This is a genomic window from Chryseobacterium sp. G0201 (assembly GCF_003815655.1).
GTDB lineage: Bacteria > Bacteroidota > Bacteroidia > Flavobacteriales > Weeksellaceae > Chryseobacterium.
The window spans coordinates 3,977,828-4,001,311 of the sequence record NZ_CP033917.1; the positions used below are offsets into that span (position 1 = coordinate 3,977,828).

Here is a 23,484-nt window from a genome sequence, read left to right on the forward strand (position 1 = left end):
TATGAAGTTTCACAATTTATATAGTTTCTTTTTAAAAAGTACTGCACTGCTGTTTGGCGGTGTGGTACTTTTGCCTTTAACTTCTTGTAAATCCAATCTGGCGAACAATGGAAATCAAGTTCAGGTCTGGCTTACAAAAGGTGATCAAAGCGTAAAATTACAACAGCAATCTCCGATCAGTTTCGTAAATAACTCCAACAACATTCAAAATATTGATATTGATGATTCTCAAAAGTTTCAATATGTTGACGGTTTCGGATATACATTAACGGGTGGAAGTGTTGAAGTAATCAACCGACTTTCACCATCCAAAAGAAAAGCTTTACTGAATGAACTTTTCGGAAATGATAAAAATTCAATTTCCATAAGTTATTTAAGATTAAGTATTGGCGCATCCGATTTGGATAGTGAAGTTTTTTCTTACGACGATTTACCGGAAGGGCAAACAGATCCTTCTCTTTCAAAATTCAGTTTGGCGAGGGATAAAGATTTAATTTCTATGTTAAAAGAAATTTTAGCAATCAATCCAAAGATCAAGATCATTGCAGCACCTTGGTCAGCTCCGGTTTGGATGAAAGATAACGGAAAATCAAAAGGAGGAAGCTTAAAACCTGAATTTTATGATGTTTATGCTAAATATTTCGTTAAATATATTCAGGGAATGCAGAAAGAAGGAATTACAATCGATGCAATAACTCCTCAAAATGAGCCCTTGCATCCTGGAAATAACCCGAGCTTGTATATGCCATCAGATCAGCAAAAAGATTTCATCAAGAAAAGTTTAGGTCCGATTTTTAAATCAAATAATATTAGAACTAAAATTGTGGTTTACGATCACAATTGTAACAAACCTGAATACGTTACCAATATTTTAAGCGATTCTGAAGCATCTCAATATATTGATGGCTCTGCTTTTCACTTATATGAAGGTGATATTTCAGCTTTAGGTAATGTTCATGCTGCTTTTCCGAATAAAAATTTGTATTTTACCGAGCAATGGACAGGCGCGAAGGGAACTTTTAATGAAGATTTAAATTGGCATACCAAAAACGTGATCATCGGTTCTATGAGAAACTGGAGCAAAATTGCTCTTGAATGGAATTTAGCCAATGATCCTCAATACAAACCTCACACAGACGGAGGTTGTACAGAATGCAAAGGTGCAATTACCGTTTCTGACAGTGAAAATTTCACTAGAAATGTTGCTTATTATATCATTGCTCATGCCTCAAAATTTATTCCTGCTGATTCAAGAAGAATAGCTTCTACTCAAACAGACAATCTTTCTACTGCGGCTTTTATTACGCCTGCGGGAAAGAGAATTTTGGTTGTGCAAAACGGAGCAAAAAATGAAGAAACATTTAATATAAAATATAACGGAAAAACGGCAACAGTTAACCTTTCGGGAAATTCGGTTGCTACATACGTTTTTTAAAAAAAAGAACAACATGAAGAAGAAATGCCTTTTATTACTATTCGTAGCACTTGGAGTTGGTGCCACTGCTCAGAAATCTATTGATCAAAGAGTTTCAGAGATCTTATCTAAAATGACTTTGGAAGAAAAAGTAGGTCAATTGGTTCAGTACAGCGGTTTCGAGTATGCAACAGGTCCGCAAAACTCTAATTCTGCAAGTGTTTTAGATGAAATAAAAAAAGGTAAGGTAGGTTCCATGCTGAATGTAGCTGGAGCAGAAGAAACCAGAAAATTTCAGGAATTAGCTTTAAAATCAAGGTTAAAAATTCCTTTGTTATTCGGTCAGGATGTTATTCACGGGTACAGAACAACTTTTCCTGTGAATTTGGGACAGGCTGCAAGCTGGGATTTAGGCTTAATTGAAAAATCTGAAAGAATTGCCGCAACAGAAGCCTCTGCTTACGGAATTCACTGGACGTTTGCACCAATGGTCGATGTTGCCAGAGATCCGAGATGGGGTAGAGTAATGGAAGGTTCAGGTGAAGATACTTATTTGGGAACTCAAATCGGTTTGGCAAGAATCAAAGGTTTTCAGGGGAAAGGTTTGGGAAATATTGATGCTATTATGGCTTGTGCAAAGCATTTCGCAGCGTATGGAGCAGCAGTTGGCGGAAGAGATTACAATTCTGTCGACATGAGTTTGAGACAGTTAAACGAAACTTATTTACCGCCTTTCAAAGCAGCGGCAGAAGCGGGAGTTGCGACTTTCATGAACTCTTTTAATGACATCAACGGAATTCCGGCGACGGCTAACAAATATATTTTAAGAGATCTATTAAAAGACAAATGGAACTATCAGGGTTTTGTGGTTTCAGATTGGGGAAGTATCGGTGAAATGGTTCCTCACGGTTACGCAAAAGACAATAAAGAAGCTGCAGAAAAAGCAATCATTGCCGGAAGCGATATGGATATGGAAAGCCGTGCTTATATGGCTGAACTTCCAAAATTGGTTCAGGAAGGAAAGGTTGATCCAAAGTTGATCGATGATGCTGCAAGAAGAATTTTAGTTAAAAAGTTCGAAATGGGATTATTCGATGATCCTTACAGATTCAGCAACGAAAAAAGACAGAAAGAACAATTAAACAATCAGGAAAACAGAAAATTTGGAAGAGAATTTGGTTCAAAAAGCATTGTTTTATTAAAGAATGAAAAAAATATTCTTCCGCTTTCAAAAACTACGAAAACGATTGCATTGATCGGACCTTTCGGAAAAGAAACTTCTGCCAATCACGGTTTTTGGTCAATCGCTTTTAAAGATGATAATCAAAGAATCATCACTCAGTTTGACGGAATTAAAAATCAATTAGATAAAAACTCAACTTTACTATATGCGAAAGGTTCCAACGTTGATGATCAGGACAAATCAATGTTTGCTGAAGCGGTTGAAACGGCAAAAAAGGCAGATGTTGTGATCATGACTTTAGGCGAAGGTTCAGCAATGAGTGGTGAAGCGAAAAGTAGAAGTAATCTACATTTTTCGGGCGTTCAGGAAGATCTATTAAAAGAAATTGCAAAAACAGGAAAACCGATCGTTTTAATGATCAACGCAGGAAGACCTTTGGTTTTTGACTGGCCTGCAGACAATATTCCAACCATTGTTTACACTTGGTGGCTGGGAACAGAAGCCGGAAATTCTATCGCAGACGTCCTTTTCGGAAGCGTAAATCCTGGAGGAAAACTACCAATGACCTTCCCAAGAACAGAAGGGCAAATCCCGGTTTATTATAATCATTACAACACGGGAAGACCGGCGAAAAATAATACAGACAGAAATTACGTTTCGGCTTACATCGATTTGGATAATGATCCGAAATTTCCGTTTGGTTATGGTTTAAGTTATACGAATTTTAAATATTCTGATATGAATTTAAGTTCAACAAACCTTAAAGGAAATCAGACTTTAAGTATCAGTGTAAATGTTTCCAATACAGGAAATTATGATGGGGAAGAAGTGGTGCAATTGTACATTAGAGATTTGTTTGGAAAAGTAGTAAGACCTATGAAAGAGTTAAAAAACTTCCAAAAAGTATTCATCAAAAAAGGAGAAAGTAAAACGGTAAACTTTACACTGACTCCGGAAAATTTAAAATTCTATGATGATGAATTGAATTATGATTGGGAAGCAGGAGAATTTGATATTATGGTTGGAACAAATTCTAAAGATGTTCAGACAAAAAGAATCAATTGGTTAAAATAAATATTAGTTTACAAAACTGAGAGCGGGATGAAACCCGCTTTTGGTGGTAAAAGACGTAATCTTTGTCATTTTGAAAAGAATCTAGATAATCTTTGTAGAAATGCTTCCATCATGACAAAATTTGAAAATAAAAATATTAACAGTTGTCATTCTGAACGAAACAAAGTGTAGTGAAAAATCTATTCAATTATAATGGAGATTCTTCCTTCGGCAAAATGACAAGCTTTGTAGATAATCTTAATAAATAAATTTTAAATAAAACTTTGAACATTAAACTTCAACATATCATCACCATTTTAGTCGGAGGAGCTTTAGCTTTTTCTGTTTCAAGTTGTGCATCAAACAAGCCGGATTCCAACAGAAAATTAATCTGGAATGATGAGTTTAACGGAAAAGGATTACCAGATTCCACAAAATGGAATTATGATGTCGGGGGTGATGGTTATGGAAATAATGAAGCTCAGTTTTACACCAAAAACCGCTTGGAAAATGCAAGAGTCGAAGGCGGAAATCTTGTCATTGAAGCCAAAAAAGAAAACTGGGAAAAGAATAAATATACTTCGGCGAGACTTTTAACGAAAGGGAAATTTTCCTTTCAATATGGAACTATTGAAGTTCGTGCGAAACTACCAAAAGGTCGAGGAACCTGGCCAGCCATCTGGATGATGAGCGAAAATATGAAAGAATGGCCGGATGATGGCGAATTGGATATTATGGAACATGTTGGTTTTAATCAAGGGTATATTCATGCGTCGGTTCATACGAAAAAGTATAATCATATTATCGGAACACAGAAAACCGATACGTTGATCGTGAAAGATACAAGCGAAAAATTCCATGTGTATAAAGCCGATTGGACACCTGAAAAAATTGATGTTTACATTGATGATCAAAAGTTTTTCACCTATGAAAATAAAGAAAAAACCTATGAAGCGTGGCCTTTTGATCAGCCTTATTTTATCATTTTAAATTTGGCAGTCGGTGGATTTTGGGGTGGAAAAGAAGGAATTGATGACACCATTTTTCCTCAGAAATATTATATAGATTACGTAAGGGTCTATCAGAATAAATAATGAAGTGAGAGTGATTTTTCTCTCCATAAAATAGAAAGAAATTATGAAGAAACTAGTAGTAAGTTGTTTTGTAGTGGGAGCTTTTTTTAATGCAAATGCTCAGAATTACTGGAAAAAAAATGCAGGAAAAACAGCAAAAGTAATTTTCACCAATTCTAAAACCAACGAAAAAATGGTTGATAAAGGAACAGTGAAATTCGAAAAGATGGCTCAGCCAAAAGAAACTGATGCGTGTGTTTTTGTTGATCCGGATTTTAAATATCAGAAATTAATCGGAATCGGAGGTGCGATCACTGATGCATCGGCCGAAACTTTTTATAAACTTCCAAAAAATAAACAGAAAGAAATTCTTGAAGCTTATTATGGGAAAAACGGTTTGGGATATACGGTTGTTCGTACCAATATGAACTCGTGTGACTTCTCCAGCGATTCTTATACTTATGTAACGGAAAATGATAATTCGTTAAAATCATTCAACATTGCACATGATGAAAAGTATAAGATTCCATTAATTAAAGAAGCTCAAAAGGCAATTGGAAAAGATTTTACCTTCTACTTTTCGCCTTGGAGTCCACCGGCTTGGATGAAATCCAACAAAAGTATGTTGAAAGGAGGCAGACTGGAAAATGCTTTCTATCAAACTTGGGCAGATTATTACGTGAAATTCATCAAAGAATACGAAAAAAGAGGGATCAATGTTTGGGGTCTGACCGTTCAAAACGAGCCGATGGCAACGCAAAGCTGGGAATCTTGTATTTATACTGCTGAAGAAGAAGGGGAGTTCCTGAAAAATAATTTAGGTCCAACCCTTTGGAAAAATGGATTTAAAGATAAAAAAGTGATGATCTGGGATCATAACCGTGATTTGATTTATCAAAGAGCAACAACAACATTAAGCGATCCTGAAACTTCAAAATATGCATCAGGAATCGGTTACCATTGGTATGAAACATGGAATAACAAAACACAGCTTTTTGATAATTTAATTGAAACTCAAAGAGCTTTTCCTGACAAGTTTTTAGCGTTTACGGAAGGTTGTAAGGAGCAATTTGATATGTCTAAAATTTACGACGTAAGCTTAGGCGAATTGTACGGAAAAAATATGATCAATGATTTTAACAAAGGAACCGCTTTATGGACCGATTGGAACGTTCTTCTAGATGAAACCGGCGGACCAAACCATGTTGGAAATTTCTGTTTTGCACCCATTATTGCCGATACAAAAACCGGGGAAGTTCATTATACTTATGAGTATTATTATGTTGGTCACGTTTCAAAATTCATTAAACCAAATGCTCAAAGAATCGGAAGTTCATCCAATAGAGCTGCTCTAACTTCAACAACTTTCATGAATGAAAATGGACAGTTAGTTACCGTTATCATGAATGATTCCGACAATGATATCGATACCAATCTTTGGATCGAAGGTATGTCGGCCAAATTATCTGCGCCTGCGCACTCTATACAGACCGTAATTTTATAACATCATATTAACATTTTTATTAAGTATCGGCGGCACCAAAGGTGCCGCCGATACTGTTTTAGGTTGATGAATTATTCTTTATTCATATTTTCTTGTTTAGAAGAAATAGTTTTCCATTTGCTATTTTTTAATTGAAAAATAGTTGTTTCTATTTTACAGCAACCAATTGGTCCGCTAATAGTCAAAGTATTATCCTTTTTATTAATTTCTTTTGGGAAAGGTCCTTCATTCAAGGGAAAATCTTGAGGTTTTTTAAATTCACCCTTTTTATTTTGAAAATAATATGAATAAACCGGACCTCCATTTCCTCCGGAATCATAAAGGATCGCAAAATCTTCTAAATTATCAAAATTAAAGTCTGCCGTAATAAAATTATGATAGCTTTCGATACCTTCTTGTAATTGTAAGCTGGTGTTAAAATAATCTATAGGTTTAAAATCATTATACGACCAAAAACTGGGATTGTATTTTATATTTTGAACTATTTTATCATTTTGTTTAATTTCAATATTTATTACTGTAGGCTTATTATCAGTATCTTTCTCTAATATTGAAATAGAAAATGAATAATTCAGATTCTGAGAGCTTATCTTTTTATTAAATAAAATTTTAGAATAATTTTTAAATATTTTTTGTAATCCGTCTTTTGTTTGTGGCGATGTAAGAAGATTCTCTTTTATTTGTGATTTTATTTTGGGGTTTGGATTAACATAAATTGGTTCCTCATATTTTAATGTGGTACATTCTCCAGTTTTTAGCTCTTTATTAAAAGTGAATTTATATATTAATTTACCTGTTTCTCCAAATATTTCACTTTCTATGATAGAATCTTTAGTCATTTTATTTATTGAAAATTTGACTTCTTCACCTTCAGAAGAATTGACAAAAAGTGTACTGTCTTTTATGAGTTCTACAGAATTTTTATTGATTTTATTTTCATTAAAATCTAGTTTTTCTTTTGAACAAGCTATAATAGTAAGCGCGATAATAAAAAAGGATAATATATTTTTCATCTTTAAATGTATTATTGTTATTTAAATCTATTCTGATTTTATTCTGCTTTTATGTACATATCCTTTTCTTCCTTCTATTGTTTTTACTAAAAACCAATCGCTAGAACTATCTAAAATTTCTATTTTCTCTCCAGATTTTACTTGTTGTAAAATTTCTGAAGAAGCATTTTTTTCTTTTCTTAAATTTGTATAACCATCAGGATCTTGTATAAATGCCTTTTTAATATTACTTTTTAGGATATATTTTGATATAATTGAATATATTTTTTTTTCATAAAAATCTTTTTCCGAGGAGTTCAGTTTATTTGATAAATCATTTCCTAGAATAGAGAAAATATTTACAAGAAAACTTTCCTGAGTTTTAAAATTAGTATAAAAAGAAGGCCCTAATTGTACCTCAACCTTCGGCATAGTTTGCAACTTCTTAACTAAAGGAGCATATTTCAATTCCAATTGACTTTTGGGTTCTAATAATAACAATTCATCTCTATTGTCTCCATTTTTTATAAATCCCAAATTCATATCTAGAAAGTCTTGATTGATAAAATATTGCTGCAACATCTTAATTACATAATCTATTAAAGAAGAATCACTATATTTTGTACTTTGTTGAATGAAAAAAAGAGGGTCTTCCAAAAATATTTCAATAAGAGTTTTTTCATAAAGCTCAATTCCATTATAAGAAACAATTTCATTTTTAGAAATTTCTGATAAAATATAGAAAGCATTGCTATCAGATAACTGAACTATTCTCATAAGCAATAGTTGACAAATTAAGGTAGACTTAGAATTGTCGTTTTCATTTTTAAGACTTTCTAAATTTTTAATGAAATTATTCCTATAATTTTTATCAAGAAGATCTTTAATTTTTAAGTCTTCTATATAATGTCCATCATATTTAAATGTTTTAAATTCTATCTCATTATTATCAAACAGAAAATTATTTTCAACATTGATATCATCAATTAAACTTTTATTTTCATCTAGTTTTGTAATTACTTTAGGCATAATTTTTTTATTTGATTTATTATCTTGACATCCAAGAAAGAATAAGGGAATGAATATTAATATCAATACTTTCATAAATTATTTTTTTATTATTACTTTTCCAGGGCTTATTTGAGGATTATTTTTATTAAATTCTACCCACCAATTATAAAACTTTTTTGCATCTTCATCATATATTCTTATACATCCTTCTGTTCTTTTTAATGTTTTAATAGGATATCCTTCTTGTCGACCTCCATGTATACGTATCGCAGATCTTCCGCTTTTCTCAGCTTCATCACCGTTTCCTTTAATTGGTTCAAAGACTAATCTTGGGTTTGGACCATAAGATTTTTTATTTTTAGCTGTTGACCCGTAAAATGGTGTACTTTTATTTATTTGATATGATCCATACGGTACATCAGCACCTGTCTTACTTCTATCTTCACCTTTTACTCCTTCTAATAAACAATCATTTATTGTGAAAACTATCTTTTCCTTATGATCATATACATCTATTTTACCTCTTCTGCAGTTATCTCTTATTGATGTTCTTTCTATATGTGTACATTTTTTTCCTGTATAATATTCAGTTATTATAATATTCCAAGTTCCCTTTTCTTTATTTGTATTTAAAACATTGGGTGAAGATAATTTTTTTTGACATTCAAAATTTGTAGCTTTATTTTGTTTTCCTTTTTCAATATATATTTGAATGCTTTTTTTTATTTCTTCTTTTGTCACCATTTCGTCATTATTCCCGTACTTCGGGTTAGTATCAAACCCTGAATTTACTCTATAAGCTTTTATTCTTCCATTATAATTTTTGTCATTTTTATCTAAGCCTTTTCCGTTTTTGCTAAATACGATATGATTATCTGGTTTGCCCATTGATGCTGGGTATAAAATCCTTAAATAAAGATCTACAAATTCGTAATCTTTATTTCGTATATTCTCAAAATATTTTTTAACATAATCTAATTGCTTGACAGCTGACATATGGGAAAGAGCGCTAGTTGTTGTCCCTAAATCTTTTGCTGTATCAGCCATAAATTGAATTAATCCTGTTGCAGAAGATTCTGGATTTTTTGCAGAAGGACTAAAACTTTCTCCTGTTTCCCATGCCATACAAGCCATTAAATTATTTGCCATTTTCATGTGATTATTAGGCCATAAATCTTGAGATATTTCCACAACTTTTTTCCTAAACTCACAACTTACTTTTCCTCCCCAGATTAAGTCTTTATATTGCTCTTGACAAATACAGGTTCCTTGTTGTTTCTGTACAGTCTTCTGCTTCACTCCCGAAGTACTCACCCCAGTCTCCACTTTAATCTTCGGCGCAGAATCATTCACATTAATCACCTCAGAATCTACACTTTGCCCTGCATATTCTATCTCTAAAAAATATTCCTGTTCACTGCCTTCTTTAAAATCATCACCTTTTTTGCGCATCTCAGTGGTTAGGCTAAGCGTTGCATAACTTTCATCTTCACCTAAAACATAATTATTCTCATAAACCAATTGATCGGAAATATCATCTTCCCATATTTTCAGCTTTATGGTTTTTCCTTTCATGTCCTTGGAAACGATTTTAGCCTTTACCTGCGTTCCAAACTTCATGTTTTGGTAAGGTTTTCCCAAAAAGTCTACAAATTCAACACTTATAATTTTTCCTTTTGGATCAGGAGCCTTAGTTTTTGCCTTTGGAGTTATAGGTGTTTTGTAAGTATCTTTTTTAGGGGCAGGTGGAGTTGGAGTAGGACGTTTGTTTACCTTTGGTTTTTGTGGTGTTTTGTCGGGATATTTAAGGTCATAAGCTCTTTGTATAGGATTCTCGAAAGCAGGGTTTACGATATTTATATTGTTACTGGCTTCAAGTTTCCCGTAATAATCTGCTGTTACATAATATTCGTGATTTTTCCCTTCACTTTTATCACCTTTAGCTAATTGCATATTGGCAATCATCGATGCCTGCGTATAAAAAGCCATATTGAATCTTGCTTCAGCTTTACCTCTTTTTACGGTTGCAGAAATTGGGATCGGATTTATTTTATTGATCTCATTAATTTTGTTGTGTCCTTCTTTTAAGGCATCATCTTCCCAAAGTGTAAAGTGAAGCTTTTCACTTTCCATATCTGTGCACTGAGCTTTTGCAATCAGGGTATCAAAATAATGCAAAGGTTTTGTGACCTTATTATAATTAACATCCAGAAGATCTACTTTTAAAATTTTAGGCTGTCCGGCTTTCTTTGTTTTAATAATCAATTCTCCTTTGTCATTTCCTTTTGTAACAACAATTTTTATACTTTCTCTTGAAAGACTGCTTTGTTTGAAAGTATAAAATACACTTTCACCCTGTTTGGTATTTTCAGATGTTTTGCGCCATTTTCCATGTTCCAGAACGAGAATTTGCCATTTCGGAATCTCAGAAATAGGGTTAAAAACACTGATGTTATTCGATAAACCTCCAAAATTGACAAGAGAGATTGTATATTTTGTTTCCTTTCCTATTTCGGGATTTTTATCTCCTATGATTAATAACTGTGACATAAATAGTAAGTTTTAAATATAAAAATTTTCTCCGTCTAACTCATCTGTAAACTCCTCTAAATCCACCAAAGGATTGATATTACTATGCACTTTCGCATCAGCATTTTTGAAATTCTGTTTGCTAAGTTGGGCTTTCTGTCCGTGATCCATAATTTTTATTTTTCCGCCGACAGAACATTGGAGTTCGGAAATCTCTGTGAGTAAGGAGTTATCCAAAACTTTCACGTCTTTATAAAACTTTTTCCATTTTCCGGCAGGGGCAAAACTGCAGGGTTGTCCGTTTTTTACAGAGCAGTTACCAAAAGGAAGAGCGGGAGGATTGAATTGAACATCATTTTCCGTTACGGCAAGATAATCATCCAGGCCGTCTTTATTGTTGATATATAATTTTTTGTGACTGCTTACCTTAAACTGCGGAAATTTTGTTCCTTTATCACAAATGGCTTTTCCTTTTTGGGCAACGAAAAGTTTTCCGTCGTGTTCTCCGGCAGATTTCTCTTTTGATTCTTCTTCTTCCTTTTGTTGTTCAGAGCTCTTTGGAGATTCTTCGGAAGAAGATCCGGAACTTTGATTATCAGATTCCTGATTTTGTTGTTGCGTTGTATCTTCGGGCTTTTTATTTTGTCTTTCAGCAATGTTTTTATTTATGGCTTCCACTTCATGCGGTTCGGGAATTGTGAGAATCATTCCTGCTTTGATCTCGTTTCCGATTCCTCTTTCAATGGGACCTTTGAAATTGTGAAATGATTTCAGGGAGTAGGCGCTGGGTAAGCCTAATTTTTCGGCAAGATTCGACAGAGTGTCGCCTTTTTTGACTTCATATTCTTTCATTTGTGTATTTTTTGTGTTAATTCAACTGTATAAAATTATTTTTTATCGATCTGTATCTGTTTTGTTTCTTGCGTGTTATATAGATATAAATCTATTTTCACATCTGCTTTCTGCAGAAATTTATATTGTTTATCAAGAATAAAATGGGCAGATATTTCAGATTCTAGCAATTCAGAATCTTCGGAATTTTCATAAGAGTTTTCCAAATAACGTATAATTTCTTCCTGGCTTCTCGGATCAACGGATTGGGAAGATTGACTGATATGAATTTCATGCTCTAAATTATTTTCATAATGATTTTCATACAGAATCTTATATTGTGAAAATCTTCCTGTATTTTCTGCTTTTCCATTAGAAAACGTTTTAAAATAGGGCGAAAAATAAAATTGTATGAATAGTTCTCTACTTAAGTTTTCCAGCAATAGTTCCTTGCTTTCTATTCTGATATCTACTTTATCAATATATTGGCGAGAATTTTCGTCTTCATATTTTTGAAGGAGCCTTTGTTTATTTTCTTTCCATTTATTTAAAATCACTCTATAATTATGGATATCTGCCATTTTTCCATTAAAATCTATCCCTAGTTCTACAGAAAATAAAATAGAAGAACAATTCAAAGCCAATTCATACGCTTTCATGTCCGGTATTTCACCATTAATTAAAATTGAATTTTTATTAAACTTGAAAATATGATGTTGATCATCTTTTCCAATATATTGTATATCAATTTCAAACTCGGTTTCATTTTCTATGTTGCCTTCATTAAAATCAGTGATTTTAACTTTGTAAGTATGATCAATTCCCGTGAAATTAGGAAGCAGAGAACTATTCTTTATCAATGAATTAGAGTGTTCTAATCTATTTTCTAAAGCTTGTTTTCTTTCTAATAAGATTTTTTCTATATCATTACTTTCAGGCACAAAAATTTCCTGACCTTCAAAAAGGGTATGACCAATGTGATTGCTGTCTTTGGGAACATTTTTATAATGATAATATTTCAGAATTTCCACACTCGGAACATTATATAGAGCTGCGATCTGCTCCAATGTTTCTCCTTTTTTTACAATATGATGACGCAAAAATAGTTTCATAGGAAATCAGTTTTTAAATCAAATTGAAATTAAATGCAGAAAGCATGAAGTATGTAAGATAGGAGAGGCCGACAAAGAGTTCACCTTTTGTAAGATATTTTGTTTCATTTGTTTGTGTTTACTTCTCAAAAATAAAAAAATAAATCACATATCGGTTTAGTTTTTCGAAAAAAGTAAAAATAATTTGAAATTTAAGCACAAAAAAGCCAAAGTAAAATACTTCACTTTGGCTTTTAATATTGTTATTTAATAATCTGTTGATTAAAAATTATTCAACATCATATTTATTGATTACCTTTTGAGAAACTCCGGTATTACTGAAACCACCATCGTGGAATAAGTTCTGCATCGTTACTTTTTTAGTAAGATCAGAGAATAAAGTTACACAGTAATCTGCACACTCAAGAGCCGATGCATTTCCTAGTGGAGACATATCTTCAGCGTATCCTAAGAAACCTCCGAAACCTTTTACACCGCTTCCTGCAGTGGTAACAGTAGGAGACTGAGAAACCGTATTTACACGTACTTTTCTCTCACCCCAATAGTATCCGAAAGTTCTTGCGATGCTTTCCAAATACGCTTTGTTATCAGACATATCATTATAGTCCGGGAATGTTCTCTGAGCTGCGATATAAGAAAGTGCCAAAATACTTCCCCATTCGTTCATACAGTCTTTTTCCCATGCCGTACGCATTACTTTATGGAAAGAAACAGCCGAGATATCCCAACCTTTTTCTGTCCAGTCGTAATTCATTTCTGTATAATGTTTCCCTTTTCTTACATTTACGGACATTCCTATAGAGTGAAGGATAAAATCTATTTTACCGAATTTTGCGATTGCAGCATCAAAAAGTTTTCCAAGATCTTCTGTAGAAGTTGCATCTGCACCAATAACTTCAGAACCTGTTTTTTCTGCTAAACCATTAAGTTCTCCCATTCTCAAAGCAATAGGAGCGTTTGATAAGATAAATTCAGCACCTTCTTCATGACATCTTTCAGCAACTTTCCATGCGATAGATTGTTCATTAAGGGCTCCAAAAATAATTCCCTTCTTGCCTTTAAGTAAACCGTATGACATAATTTTTTAATGTTTATTAATATACAAATGTAGCAATAATTTGTGTTTAGAGCATAATAAAAAAACGGAGCCTTAATAAAAAGGCTCCGTTTTTTTTGAAAATATTTATAAAACTGAAATTTTTAGTTGGTTTTCTTGTTCCATTCAGCTTTTACATCTTCTGCTGCATCTTTGGTTTTTTCCCAAGCATCATTGGCATGATCTTTCACGCTTTCCCAAGCGTCAGAAGCGTTATTTTTCACTTTATCAAGCCAGTCTTCCTGAGTTGCTTCCTCGTCATTTGCTCTTTTTTCATTGATGTAATCTTTGGCTTTATCTGCCAATTCATTCACTTTCCATTTTGCATTTTCAGCTGCATTCTTTAAAGAGTTTTTTGTGTCGTCTACTGCGTTTTCTGCTTTGTTATAATCTGAATTGTTCATAATAGTAAATATTTTTGTGTGTTGATAGTAAATAATCAATAACCATTCCTAAAAATGGGAGTCTTTGTTAAAATTTTCATAATTTTTTGTTATAATTTTTTAATGGTTTTATCTTTAGATTAAATATATAGTTATGGAAAAAGTACGTTGCGGATGGTGTGAGAAAGATGATCTCTACAGAAAATACCATGATGACGAGTGGGGAAGACCTGTTTATGATGATGAAACGATATTTGAATTTTTAATTCTTGAAAGTTTTCAGGCCGGATTAAGCTGGTACACAATTTTAATTAAAAGAGAAACCTTTAAAGAAGCCTTTGATCAATTTGATTATAAAAAGATTGCAGCATATTCTAATGAAAAAGTAGAAGAATTAATGCAAAATCCGGGAATTGTAAGAAACAGACTTAAAATTTTAGCAACAATTACAAATGCACAGAAATTTCAGGAGGTTCAGAGAGAGTTTGGGAGTTTCTCAAAATATATATGGGGTTTTGTAGGAGGAAAGCCTATTATGAATAACCCAAAAACTTTAAAAGATGTTCCCGTAACTACAGAAATTTCAGATATCTTATCAAAAGATCTTAAGAAAAGGGGGTTCAAATTTATGGGTTCTACGGTTGTATATGCGCATATGCAAGCGACGGGAATGGTAAATGATCACCTAGAAAACTGTTCATCAAACGGTGATTAAAATTATATTATTCACAATTTTGTGTTGTTTAGTTAAATAATTGATAATATTAAATCCGCTTTTTATTAAGCAGATTTTTTTATACGCTTATGAATAAAGGCTTTAAGGATGTATTTAAAACTAATATTTAGTCATTAAATAGTGACTAACGAGTCTATTAATCACTATACAGTATAGTTATTGCGAAATATTTAAAATAATTGTGTTTTTATTGAAAATTTCATATATTTGTAGTTCAAATAATTACCTATTACTAAATAACTGTAACTCAAGTGAAAAATGTTATCTTAAGTGTTGGACTATTTTTAGTCTTTCATAGTCTATCTTACGCACAAGTTGGGATTGGAATATCTTCTCCAAGTAATTCTGCAATGTTAGAAATTAACTCTAAGAATAAAGGATTATTAATTCCAAGTATCGCTTTAAACTCATCAACCGATGCAACTACGATCGCCTCTCCGGCAACCGGTTTGTTGGTTTGGAATAACGGAACGGGCAATCTGACGACAGCTGGTTTTTATTTTTGGAATAATACTCAGTGGAATCTAATTTCCAGTGCATCAGGTAACAATATTAATGGCAACAACGGAACAAACAGTTTTAACGGATGGAATACCACGGGAACTAACGCTGGTAACTACAGTGCTGGCAATACGCCTTTATCTTTAGGAACATCTACGTTAGACGATTTGATATTTAAGGTAAATTCTTCCACGATGGGAAGATTAGGAACAAACAATTCCATAAGTTTTGGTTCTGCAGCAGTTGCGGATCAAAACGGGATCGCTTTAGGAAACTCAAGCAGTGCCTATCAGGGAGTTGCAATAGGAACAAACGCTTCTGTAACAGCCAACGAATCTGTTGCGGTAGGGGCAAATACACAAATTTCAGGTTATCAGTCCACTGCTTTGGGTTATAATGCCAAAGTAACGGTGAACGAAGCTACCGCCATTGGATTTGGTTCTGAGGCTAATGGTTTTCAATCAACAGCAATAGGACATAATGCCAAAACAACAATGAATGAAGCTACTGCAATCGGGAAAAATTCTGTTGCGGGTGGATATCAGTCGATTGCGTTGGGGCATAATGCAAAAACCAAATCCAATGGTGAGACGGCTTTAGGGATTAATTCTCAAACGAATAATCAAAATTCTACGGCGTTGGGTTCAGGAACTTCAGCAACGGGACAAAATTCAACGGCAATAGGGTATGGAGCAACCACATCACAAGCCAATGCAATTATTTTAGGTGACAGCTATGCTTCCGTAGGCATTGGAACTAATACTCCCACTGCTGCAACTAAAATTGATGTAAACGGACAATATAAACTGGGTGAAAAGGGTAGTGTACAGAAGAATCAGATCACTTTTGAGGTTTGGCCAAGTGTTTCTATCAATAATTTACCTTCCGGAAAAACAGCAACATTGAGTATTACAATTCCGGCCGCTTATCAACCCACCTCAACCAGAGCATCAGTAGTTGTATCTCCGGCTAATGATTTTGCAGGTGTTTCAGATTTTGGAGTTTTAAATCCAAGACTTTCTTCAGCCTCAACAATTACAATAGCTTTAAATAATATTTCAGGTAATCCTGCAAGTCTTTATTCGGGACACTTTTATGTAACGATTAATGAATTTTAATTAGTTTTCAATATGGTTAAAAAAAAGGATCTCAATTTAATGTTGAGATCCTTTTATATTTATAGCGTAAAAATTACTTAATAATTCTATCCAGAACCCAAGTAATTAAATTCTTTTCAGAAGCATGATGATCTGCAGAGAATTCTCCACGTCTTCTGTTGGCGATCACGTTATTTACAGTAATAGCTTTGTGACCTAATAATTTAGATAAGGCATAGATCGCAGAAGTTTCCATTTCGAAATTGGTAACACCAAGATCATTTAATGTTTCCAAGAATTTATCATCCAAAGCTTTTAAACGAAGCTGTCTTCCCTGTGGAGCATAGAATCCCGGGAAAGTAGCTGTATTTCCGTGGTATTTGGCATCTTTATATAATTCACTCAGTTCTTCTGACCAGTCAGCGAAATAAAGCATCGGTTTGATCTTCGCATAAGGGAATTTTTCCATGAAGTTTCTTGAAAAATCATTTTCAAACTCATAATCCTGATAGAAATGCATTAATCCATCCAATCCGACAACGTTTTGGGTAACCAACATATTATCAACCTGTACATCAGGATTTACACTTCCGCAAGTTCCCATACGGAAAAGCTCAAGTGACTTATGTTCTTTTTTGAATTCTTTTTCTTTCAAATCGATATTTACCAAAGCATCAAGCTCGTTCATGACGATATCGATGTTTTCTGTACCGATTCCTGTAGACATTACAGAAATTCTTTCTCCGCGCAATGTTCCTGTGTGCGTGTAGAATTCTCTTTTGTTCTTTTTAACCTCAACTTTATCGAAATATTGAGACACTTTCGGTACTCTGTCCGGATCTCCTACAAGGATCACTTTATCGGCAATATCTTCGGGTAAAAGGTTTAAGTGGTATACACTTCCATCATCATTCAGAACCAGTTCTGAAGCTGCAAGTTTATTTAGCATATTGTATATTTATTTTTTTATATCAATGAAAATAGCATCTTTATATGGCGACATTACAAGTTCCATAATAGAGCCGTATTCTTCTACAATTCTTTTTTGTCCGTTTGAAACTTCGTAAACGGTCACGGTTGTTTTTTCAAAATTATTAGGATCTTTTCTTTGAGAAGTGATCTCGTAAAAATGATTGTCTTTATTAAGAATAGAAACCAATTCTTCTTTTGTTGATTTGTTAGACGTTACGATTCCCGGAAAATCCATAGCAACATCTTTTAAATCTTTATAATCCTTGTAAACTTTCGTTTGCCCGTTCGAGTAAACGTAAACTTTAGGTACAGGTTTGTCTTGTTCAAGGCGGAGCAGGTAATAATCATTACCTCTCTTTTCTGCATAAACAGCCATTTCCTGACCCAATTTCTGAGCAAAAGCAGTAAACGAAAAAAGCACTGCCACAAAAGCCAGCAATAGTTTTGTTTTCATAGTAATATGTTAGTTTGATTTGTTTTAAATCTTTAAAATCCTTGCCCAATATCCTTTCATCATCATTTTAAAATAGGTCTTCAGAGTATAACGACCATTTTGAGTATCATGAATTTGATTTCGGGGTTTAAAATTAATAAAAAATACTGAAGTAAAATATAAACATTATTTAATCCTGAATTAAAGTTGTGGTAACGTACGAATCATAGCTTTGCCTTTAAAAATTTCATGAGATCTTATCCGATAGTTATCATCATTTTGTTGATGGGTTTTGCAATAATGTCATTTAATCCTACTTACACAGGTACAGAAAATGAAAATACCTTTGTAAATAAAGGGTTAACCGATTTTAAAAGCAAGCTTGAACAACTAAAATCTGATGTATATCAATTTTCTGAGGATAAAATTTCTCTTGAAGATTTACGAAAATCATTAAGCAACACCCGAAATTCATACAAAGAAATCGAGTTTTATATTGCTTATCATTACCCTGAATTTTCTAAAACGCATCTTAATGCCGCTCCATTATTTCACATCGAGGCAGCGGGAACTTCAGCCTATACGCTTCCTCCAGAGGGTTTACAGGTCTTGGATGAATTGATATTTTCTGATGAAGCAGGAGAACAAAAAGAGGAAATCAAAACAATCACCAATTTTCTTTACAACAGTTATGCAAGTTTCTATTTAAGTTCTGTGAAAAACGGCTTAAGTAAAGGAAATAACAAAACTTTGCCTTTAAGAATTGAATTGATCAGGATTTATACGTTGGGTGTAACAGGTTTTGATACACCTGGTTCATTAAATATCTCCGAAGAAGCAAGCCATGCCTTATTAGGAATGAAAAAATACATCAATAACGATGTTTACTTTAAAAATTATTCCATTCAAAAAGCAAACGGAATTTTAACTGAAGGTATCGATTATCTTTCAAAAAATAAAGATTTTGAAACTTTTGACAGAATAGAATTTTATAAAAAATATATTCAGCCGTTGTATGAAGAATTCGGAAACTGGGACGGAAATTCTGACGATTTAAAAGAGTTTTCAGGCTGGAATGTAAAAAGTAAAAACCTTTTCGGAAGCGATTTCCTTGATCCTTATTTTTATACTTTATTGAAATCTTCAGAAGATAATGCAGACCTGAGAAAATTAGGAAAAGATATTTTTTATGACCAGAATTTAAGCGAAAACAACAAAATGAGCTGTGCAACGTGCCATTTACCTGAAAATGCTTTTACAGATTTAAAAACAAGATCTCAAAGTAATGTGGAAGGAAAAACAGTTTTGAGAAATTCACCTTCTTTATATAATGCGGTTTTTGCAAAAAGGTTTTTCTATGATTTAAGAGCTTTTTATTTGGAACAACAGGCTGAACACGTAATTTATAACGAAGATGAATTCAATACAAGCTACGAAAGCATTATTAAAAAATTAAAGACAAAACCTGAATATAAGAAAGCATTCCGTTCTGCTTTTAAAAATGGAGAAATAAGTAAAGAGAATTTTTCTAAAGCATTAAGTTCTTACGTTGCCTCTCTTTATTCTTTTGAAAGTGATTTCGACAAATTCATGAGAAATGAAAAACAAATCTCTGATGATGCCAAAAAAGGCTACAATCTCTTTATGGGAAAGGCAAATTGTGCGACTTGTCACTTCGCGCCGCACTTTTCGGGATTGGTTCCGCCGTTCTTTAATGAAAATGAATCTGAAGTGTTGGGGGTTACTAAAAAACCTTTAAATCAGCTTCCAATCGAGCTTGATACAGATAAAGGAAGAGTAAACAGTCCTGTGAAAAAAGAAAATTCTTGGATCTACGAAAATTCATTCAAAACCGTTACTGTTAGAAATATTGCGCTTACAAAACCGTATTTCCATAACGGAGCTTTCAATACATTGGAAGAAGTTATGGATTTCTACAACGAAGGAGGCGGTGAAGGTGCAGGTTTAAAAATGAAAAATCAAACATTACCGGCCGATAAATTAAATCTTACTCAGACTGAAATTAAGCAGGTTATTGCTTTCCTAAATACGTTGACCGACATCAGTCAGGCTAAAGGAAAATAGTTAATTGTTAATAGTTAATTAGCGATGCTGTCAATTTTTTTAATTCACTGGTGAAACCAAATTGATCATTAACAATTCACCATTCATAGATTGTCTAACATAAAATTAAACGGGGTTATAGTTTTCCTAAATAATAAGTCAGACCAAAAATAAATCACTAGTGAAAGGGTGGTTTAAAGAATGTAAAAGTCAAAAATTGCATTTCCTTATCCACTCTTCGCTTTTTAATATTTTTTTAATTTAACATAAAATTAATCTAATTAACATTAGGTTCGTGATTTATTAATATTCGGCAAGATTTATTTAAAGTCCTATTAATAGAGGGTTGATGATAATAAAATAGTTTTGCAGTGTCTAATAAATCAAATTTAAAATGAAGAAAAAACTACTAACAGTTGCAGCCCTTGCATTAGTGACAAGTTCTCTATTTCAGGCGCAGACTTATGTATTCGACAAAAATTCGTCTTGGAGCTACAAAGATAACAATCAGGCACAGGTTGCTCAGTGGAAAAACAAAACTTTTGATATTTCAGCATGGTCTACCGGAGCTGGTCCTTTAGGATATGGTGATCCTGTGACAACGACTATCAATTCAGGTCTTATGACAGCTTATTTTGCTAAAGATATCACGGTAAATTTATCTACTCTTAGCGATACGATGGAATTAGGCGTAATGAGAGATGATGGTATCATTGTTTACCTAAACGGTGAAGAAGTGGTAAGAGATAATATGCCGACAGGTGTTATTGATTTCAATACATTATCAAGCTCTACAATTGACGGAGCTGCAGAAAGTGTTTATAATATTTTTTCAATTCCAAAATCAAAATTTGTTAACGGAACCAACAGAATTTCTATAGAATTACATAACAGAGGAGCTTCAAGTTCGGACTTAAGAGTTGATGCTTATTTAAAAACAACAACAAATACGACAAACCCGACTACTTGTAACTCAATGCACATCAGTTGTTTTACATCTATCGTTCCAACTGCACAAACGGGAAAATTAATCATTCCTGCTGAACATAAATATCAGCTTGTTTTAAAAGAAGGTGAAAGTTACACAGAAGGTGGCGGAATGGTAGGCGGTCAAAATGACTTTACAGCTTATGTTGCTAAAAACGGAAGCAGTGCAAACGGATATCTTTCTGTAAATCATGAAACAAATCCGGGTGGGGTTACCATGGCGGAAATCAATTATAACGCTACAACAAAGCTTTGGCAATTGACAAAATCGAGAGCGGTAAGTTTTTCAGCACCAAGTTTGGTACAAACGATCAGAAACTGTTCTGGAGGTGTTACACCTTGGGGAACTGTAGTTACAGCTGAAGAATCTGTAACATCAAATGACGTAAATGCCGACGGAATGAAGGATTACGGATGGTTGGTAGAAATAGACCCGGCAACAGCTCAGGTTATTTCTCAAAACGCTGACGGTTCTAAAGGAAAACTATGGCAGATGGGTATCATGAACCACGAAAACGTAGTGGTAAATAATGCAGGAACTACAGCATATTATGGTGAAGATGGCGGAACTCACATGGTTTATAAATATATCATGGATACTCCAAATAACCTTTCTTCAGGAAACTTATATGTGTTAAAAGTAGATCAGGGATTAACAACAGCTGGAGATCCGATCGGAACTACTGCAACTTGGATCCAGGTTCCAAACAAAACAAAAGCAGATCAAAATAATACAGCTACACTTGCTCAGTCATTAGGCGGAACGAGATTTAATGGAGTAGAAGACGTAGATATCAGCCCATTAGATGGTAAGATCTATTTTACGGCAAAAGGATTAGACAGAATTTATCGTCTACAGGATAATGGCACTACCGCTTCCCAGGTAGAAACTTTCGCGGGAGGTGCTTCAACAGTATATTCTTTCACAACAGCGCAAGGAACGAAATCTGAAGCTTGGGGAGATGGTAATGACAATCTTACTTTCGATGAATTGGGGAATCTTTGGGTACTTCAGGATGGTGGTAAAAACTACATCTGGGTAATCGCTCCGGATCATACGATTGCAAATCCTAAAGTTAAACTTTTTGCTTCTATGCCGGCAGGATCAGAGCCTACAGGTCTTACATTTACACCGGATCATAAATTTGGTTTCTTCTCAATTCAGCACCCGGATTCTACGATTCTTACGGATGTAGATGCAACAGGAAATACAATTGACTACAGAGGAAAATCAGCAACGATTGTTGTGGCTCTTAAAGATAATTTAGGAACGACAGGTTCTTTAGGGACAGTTGATCACACTGCAGAAAACACAGTAACAGTTGCTCCAAATCCAACTTCCGGAATGGTTAAAATTAACTCTCCAAAAGGATTGAAAGACATTTCTGTAACAGCTTACAGCATGGACGGTAAAATTGTTTTCACGAAGAAATATACAGGTTCAAACAAATCATTGGATCTTGATTTCACTTCGCAACTTGAAGTTTCAAGAGTATTGATCTTAAATATTGAAGCAGAAGGTTTCCAGAAAACAGTGAAGCTTCTTAAAAAATAGTTATTTATAATTTTTAGCTGCCGGTAATTTAATTATCGGTGGCTTTTTATCTGTTTATATGAAAAAACTTTTCGTTCTTATTTCCATTATATCACTTTGTCAGGCAAAAGCTCAGATCGATCCTGTAAAATATCCTACTTATACCAATGTTGAGGATGCTTTAAAAAGCGGAAAAACCATTTACAGTATGAGTTTCAGAGGTAAAGGATTGTTCAATCTTCCGCCTGAAATCAAAAAATTGGATGCTTTATTTTTCCTGAATATCATGGGAAATAAATTAGAAAAAATGGATGACGAAATTTTTTCATTAAAAGAACTGGAGATATTAAATGCAAACGAAAACAGTATTAAATTTATCCCTGATGAGATAGGCAATTTAACAAAACTGACTTCATTTTCTATCAATCTAAATAGCTTAACGAGCATTAATCCAAACTTGGCAAAACTTCAAAACCTTAAAGTGATTCACCTTGATGCCAATAGTTTGAATGTTTTTCCTGAAGTATTAATGAAGATTCCAACGCTGGAAGAAATCAATTTACAGGGAAATCAGATCAGTTTTATTGCTGATGATTTAGACGAAATTAAAAATTTAAAGTTTTTAAACCTTTCAGGAAATCAGATCAATGACTTAGGAAATTTAAAATTTCCAAAAAATATTAAATATTTAGAATTACAACAAAATTCCATTGTAAAACTGCCGGAAAACTTATTTCATTCAAAAAATCTAGAGTTTCTGAACGTAAGTGATAACAATATTCAGGAGATTTCTCCTAAAATAAAAGGTTTGAAAAATGTTGTGAGTATGAATTTAGCGAACAATAATTTAAAAGACCTTCCAACAGAAATAAAACACTTGAAAAATCTTAAAACATTGATCCTGACAGGAAATCCAATGACAAAAAATAAAATTGAAGAGTTAAAAACCTTACTTCCTCAGGCGCAGATCTATTTCTAA

The 23,484-nt window shown here is 33.4% G+C and carries 18 protein-coding genes; 9 read left to right on the top strand and 9 right to left on the bottom strand.

Features of this window, described 5'->3' with window-relative positions:
• Nucleotide 1 precedes the first annotated feature (1 nt).
• From EG348_RS17755 to EG348_RS17770, 4 genes are all read left to right on the top strand, one after another.
• Nucleotides 2-1,435, top strand: a complete 1,434-nt coding sequence (locus EG348_RS17755) for a glycoside hydrolase family 30 protein (protein WP_123984303.1) — start codon at nucleotides 2-4, stop codon at nucleotides 1,433-1,435.
• A gap of 13 nt (nucleotides 1,436-1,448) precedes the next feature.
• Nucleotides 1,449-3,671 (top strand): beta-glucosidase BglX, encoded by a 2,223-nt coding sequence (gene bglX / locus EG348_RS17760; RefSeq protein ID WP_123984304.1) that lies wholly within the window; start codon nucleotides 1,449-1,451, stop codon nucleotides 3,669-3,671.
• Between the two features lie 263 nt (nucleotides 3,672-3,934).
• Nucleotides 3,935-4,744: a family 16 glycosylhydrolase gene (locus EG348_RS17765; RefSeq protein WP_123984305.1), complete on the top strand. Its 810-nt coding sequence runs from the start codon at nucleotides 3,935-3,937 to the stop codon at nucleotides 4,742-4,744.
• 43 nt (nucleotides 4,745-4,787) lie between these two features.
• Nucleotides 4,788-6,227 (top strand): glycoside hydrolase family 30 protein, encoded by a 1,440-nt coding sequence (locus tag EG348_RS17770; RefSeq protein ID WP_123984306.1) that lies wholly within the window; start codon nucleotides 4,788-4,790, stop codon nucleotides 6,225-6,227.
• A gap of 71 nt (nucleotides 6,228-6,298) precedes the next feature.
• Here EG348_RS17770 and EG348_RS17775 read toward each other — a convergent pair whose 3' ends face one another.
• From EG348_RS17775 to EG348_RS17805, 7 genes are all read right to left on the bottom strand, one after another.
• Nucleotides 6,299-7,240, bottom strand: a complete 942-nt coding sequence (locus tag EG348_RS17775) for an XAC2610-related protein (protein WP_123984307.1) — start codon at nucleotides 7,238-7,240, stop codon at nucleotides 6,299-6,301.
• A gap of 27 nt (nucleotides 7,241-7,267) precedes the next feature.
• Nucleotides 7,268-8,323, bottom strand: coding sequence for an SH3 domain-containing protein (locus tag EG348_RS17780; RefSeq protein WP_123984308.1), 1,056 nt, complete (start codon nucleotides 8,321-8,323; stop codon nucleotides 7,268-7,270).
• A gap of 3 nt (nucleotides 8,324-8,326) precedes the next feature.
• The gene (locus tag EG348_RS17785; RefSeq protein ID WP_123984309.1) at nucleotides 8,327-10,780 is read right to left on the bottom strand and encodes a L,D-transpeptidase; all 2,454 of its coding nucleotides are present in this window, start codon (nucleotides 10,778-10,780) and stop codon (nucleotides 8,327-8,329) included.
• 12 nt (nucleotides 10,781-10,792) lie between these two features.
• Nucleotides 10,793-11,611 (bottom strand): PAAR-like protein, encoded by an 819-nt coding sequence (locus tag EG348_RS17790; RefSeq protein ID WP_164463321.1) that lies wholly within the window; start codon nucleotides 11,609-11,611, stop codon nucleotides 10,793-10,795.
• A 35-nt stretch (nucleotides 11,612-11,646) separates the two neighbouring features.
• A complete protein-coding gene (locus EG348_RS17795) occupies nucleotides 11,647-12,702 on the bottom strand; it encodes a LysM peptidoglycan-binding domain-containing protein (RefSeq protein WP_123984310.1) in 1,056 nt (351 codons plus the stop codon).
• 268 nt (nucleotides 12,703-12,970) lie between these two features.
• Nucleotides 12,971-13,780, bottom strand: coding sequence for an enoyl-ACP reductase (locus EG348_RS17800; protein ID WP_123984311.1), 810 nt, complete (start codon nucleotides 13,778-13,780; stop codon nucleotides 12,971-12,973).
• A gap of 122 nt (nucleotides 13,781-13,902) precedes the next feature.
• Entirely contained in the window at nucleotides 13,903-14,202 is a 300-nt protein-coding gene (locus EG348_RS17805) for a hypothetical protein (protein ID WP_123984312.1), read from the bottom strand.
• Nucleotides 14,203-14,335: 133 nt separating this feature from the next.
• Between EG348_RS17805 and EG348_RS17810 the strand changes: the two genes are divergently transcribed.
• Both EG348_RS17810 and EG348_RS17815 read left to right on the top strand, forming a co-directional pair.
• Nucleotides 14,336-14,896: a DNA-3-methyladenine glycosylase I gene (locus EG348_RS17810; protein ID WP_123984313.1), complete on the top strand. Its 561-nt coding sequence runs from the start codon at nucleotides 14,336-14,338 to the stop codon at nucleotides 14,894-14,896.
• Nucleotides 14,897-15,168: 272 nt separating this feature from the next.
• A complete protein-coding gene (locus EG348_RS17815) occupies nucleotides 15,169-16,536 on the top strand; it encodes a hypothetical protein (RefSeq protein WP_123984314.1) in 1,368 nt (455 codons plus the stop codon).
• A gap of 73 nt (nucleotides 16,537-16,609) precedes the next feature.
• Here the strand turns inward: EG348_RS17815 and EG348_RS17820 are convergent, their stop codons facing one another.
• Both EG348_RS17820 and EG348_RS17825 read right to left on the bottom strand, forming a co-directional pair.
• Nucleotides 16,610-17,464, bottom strand: coding sequence for a nucleoside phosphorylase (locus EG348_RS17820; RefSeq protein ID WP_123984315.1), 855 nt, complete (start codon nucleotides 17,462-17,464; stop codon nucleotides 16,610-16,612).
• 9 nt (nucleotides 17,465-17,473) lie between these two features.
• Nucleotides 17,474-17,941 carry a hypothetical protein gene (locus EG348_RS17825; RefSeq protein WP_123984316.1) on the bottom strand — a complete coding sequence of 156 codons (468 nt, stop codon included), beginning with the start codon at nucleotides 17,939-17,941 and terminating at the stop codon, nucleotides 17,474-17,476.
• Nucleotides 17,942-18,169: 228 nt separating this feature from the next.
• Here EG348_RS17825 and EG348_RS17830 point away from each other — a divergent pair, with 228 nt between their 5' ends.
• From EG348_RS17830 to EG348_RS17840, 3 genes are all read left to right on the top strand, one after another.
• On the top strand, nucleotides 18,170-20,005 hold the full coding sequence (locus tag EG348_RS17830; RefSeq protein WP_123984317.1) for a cytochrome-c peroxidase: 1,836 nt from the start codon (nucleotides 18,170-18,172) through the stop codon (nucleotides 20,003-20,005).
• 373 nt (nucleotides 20,006-20,378) lie between these two features.
• The gene (locus EG348_RS17835; protein ID WP_123984318.1) at nucleotides 20,379-22,526 is read left to right on the top strand and encodes an alkaline phosphatase PhoX; all 2,148 of its coding nucleotides are present in this window, start codon (nucleotides 20,379-20,381) and stop codon (nucleotides 22,524-22,526) included.
• A 58-nt stretch (nucleotides 22,527-22,584) separates the two neighbouring features.
• Nucleotides 22,585-23,484, top strand: a complete 900-nt coding sequence (locus tag EG348_RS17840) for a leucine-rich repeat domain-containing protein (RefSeq protein ID WP_123984319.1) — start codon at nucleotides 22,585-22,587, stop codon at nucleotides 23,482-23,484.

Excerpts from the sequence above, each read along its gene's own strand:
- EG348_RS17755 (WP_123984303.1), top strand. The coding sequence starts at position 2 with ATGAAGTTTCACAATTTATATAGTTTCTTTTTAAAAAGTACTGCACTG.
- bglX (WP_123984304.1), top strand. The coding sequence starts at position 1,449 with ATGAAGAAGAAATGCCTTTTATTACTATTCGTAGCACTTGGAGTTGGT.
- EG348_RS17770 (WP_123984306.1), top strand. The coding sequence starts at position 4,788 with ATGAAGAAACTAGTAGTAAGTTGTTTTGTAGTGGGAGCTTTTTTTAAT.
- EG348_RS17775 (WP_123984307.1), bottom strand. The coding sequence starts at position 7,240 with ATGAAAAATATATTATCCTTTTTTATTATCGCGCTTACTATTATAGCT.
- EG348_RS17780 (WP_123984308.1), bottom strand. The coding sequence starts at position 8,323 with ATGAAAGTATTGATATTAATATTCATTCCCTTATTCTTTCTTGGATGT.
- EG348_RS17785 (WP_123984309.1), bottom strand. The coding sequence starts at position 10,780 with ATGTCACAGTTATTAATCATAGGAGATAAAAATCCCGAAATAGGAAAG.
- EG348_RS17790 (WP_164463321.1), bottom strand. The coding sequence starts at position 11,611 with ATGAAAGAATATGAAGTCAAAAAAGGCGACACTCTGTCGAATCTTGCC.
- EG348_RS17795 (WP_123984310.1), bottom strand. The coding sequence starts at position 12,702 with ATGAAACTATTTTTGCGTCATCATATTGTAAAAAAAGGAGAAACATTG.
- EG348_RS17800 (WP_123984311.1), bottom strand. The coding sequence starts at position 13,780 with ATGTCATACGGTTTACTTAAAGGCAAGAAGGGAATTATTTTTGGAGCC.
- EG348_RS17805 (WP_123984312.1), bottom strand. The coding sequence starts at position 14,202 with ATGAACAATTCAGATTATAACAAAGCAGAAAACGCAGTAGACGACACA.
- EG348_RS17810 (WP_123984313.1), top strand. The coding sequence starts at position 14,336 with ATGGAAAAAGTACGTTGCGGATGGTGTGAGAAAGATGATCTCTACAGA.
- EG348_RS17820 (WP_123984315.1), bottom strand. The coding sequence starts at position 17,464 with ATGCTAAATAAACTTGCAGCTTCAGAACTGGTTCTGAATGATGATGGA.
- EG348_RS17825 (WP_123984316.1), bottom strand. The coding sequence starts at position 17,941 with ATGAAAACAAAACTATTGCTGGCTTTTGTGGCAGTGCTTTTTTCGTTT.
- EG348_RS17830 (WP_123984317.1), top strand. The coding sequence starts at position 18,170 with ATGAGATCTTATCCGATAGTTATCATCATTTTGTTGATGGGTTTTGCA.
- EG348_RS17835 (WP_123984318.1), top strand. The coding sequence starts at position 20,379 with ATGAAGAAAAAACTACTAACAGTTGCAGCCCTTGCATTAGTGACAAGT.
- EG348_RS17840 (WP_123984319.1), top strand. The coding sequence starts at position 22,585 with ATGAAAAAACTTTTCGTTCTTATTTCCATTATATCACTTTGTCAGGCA.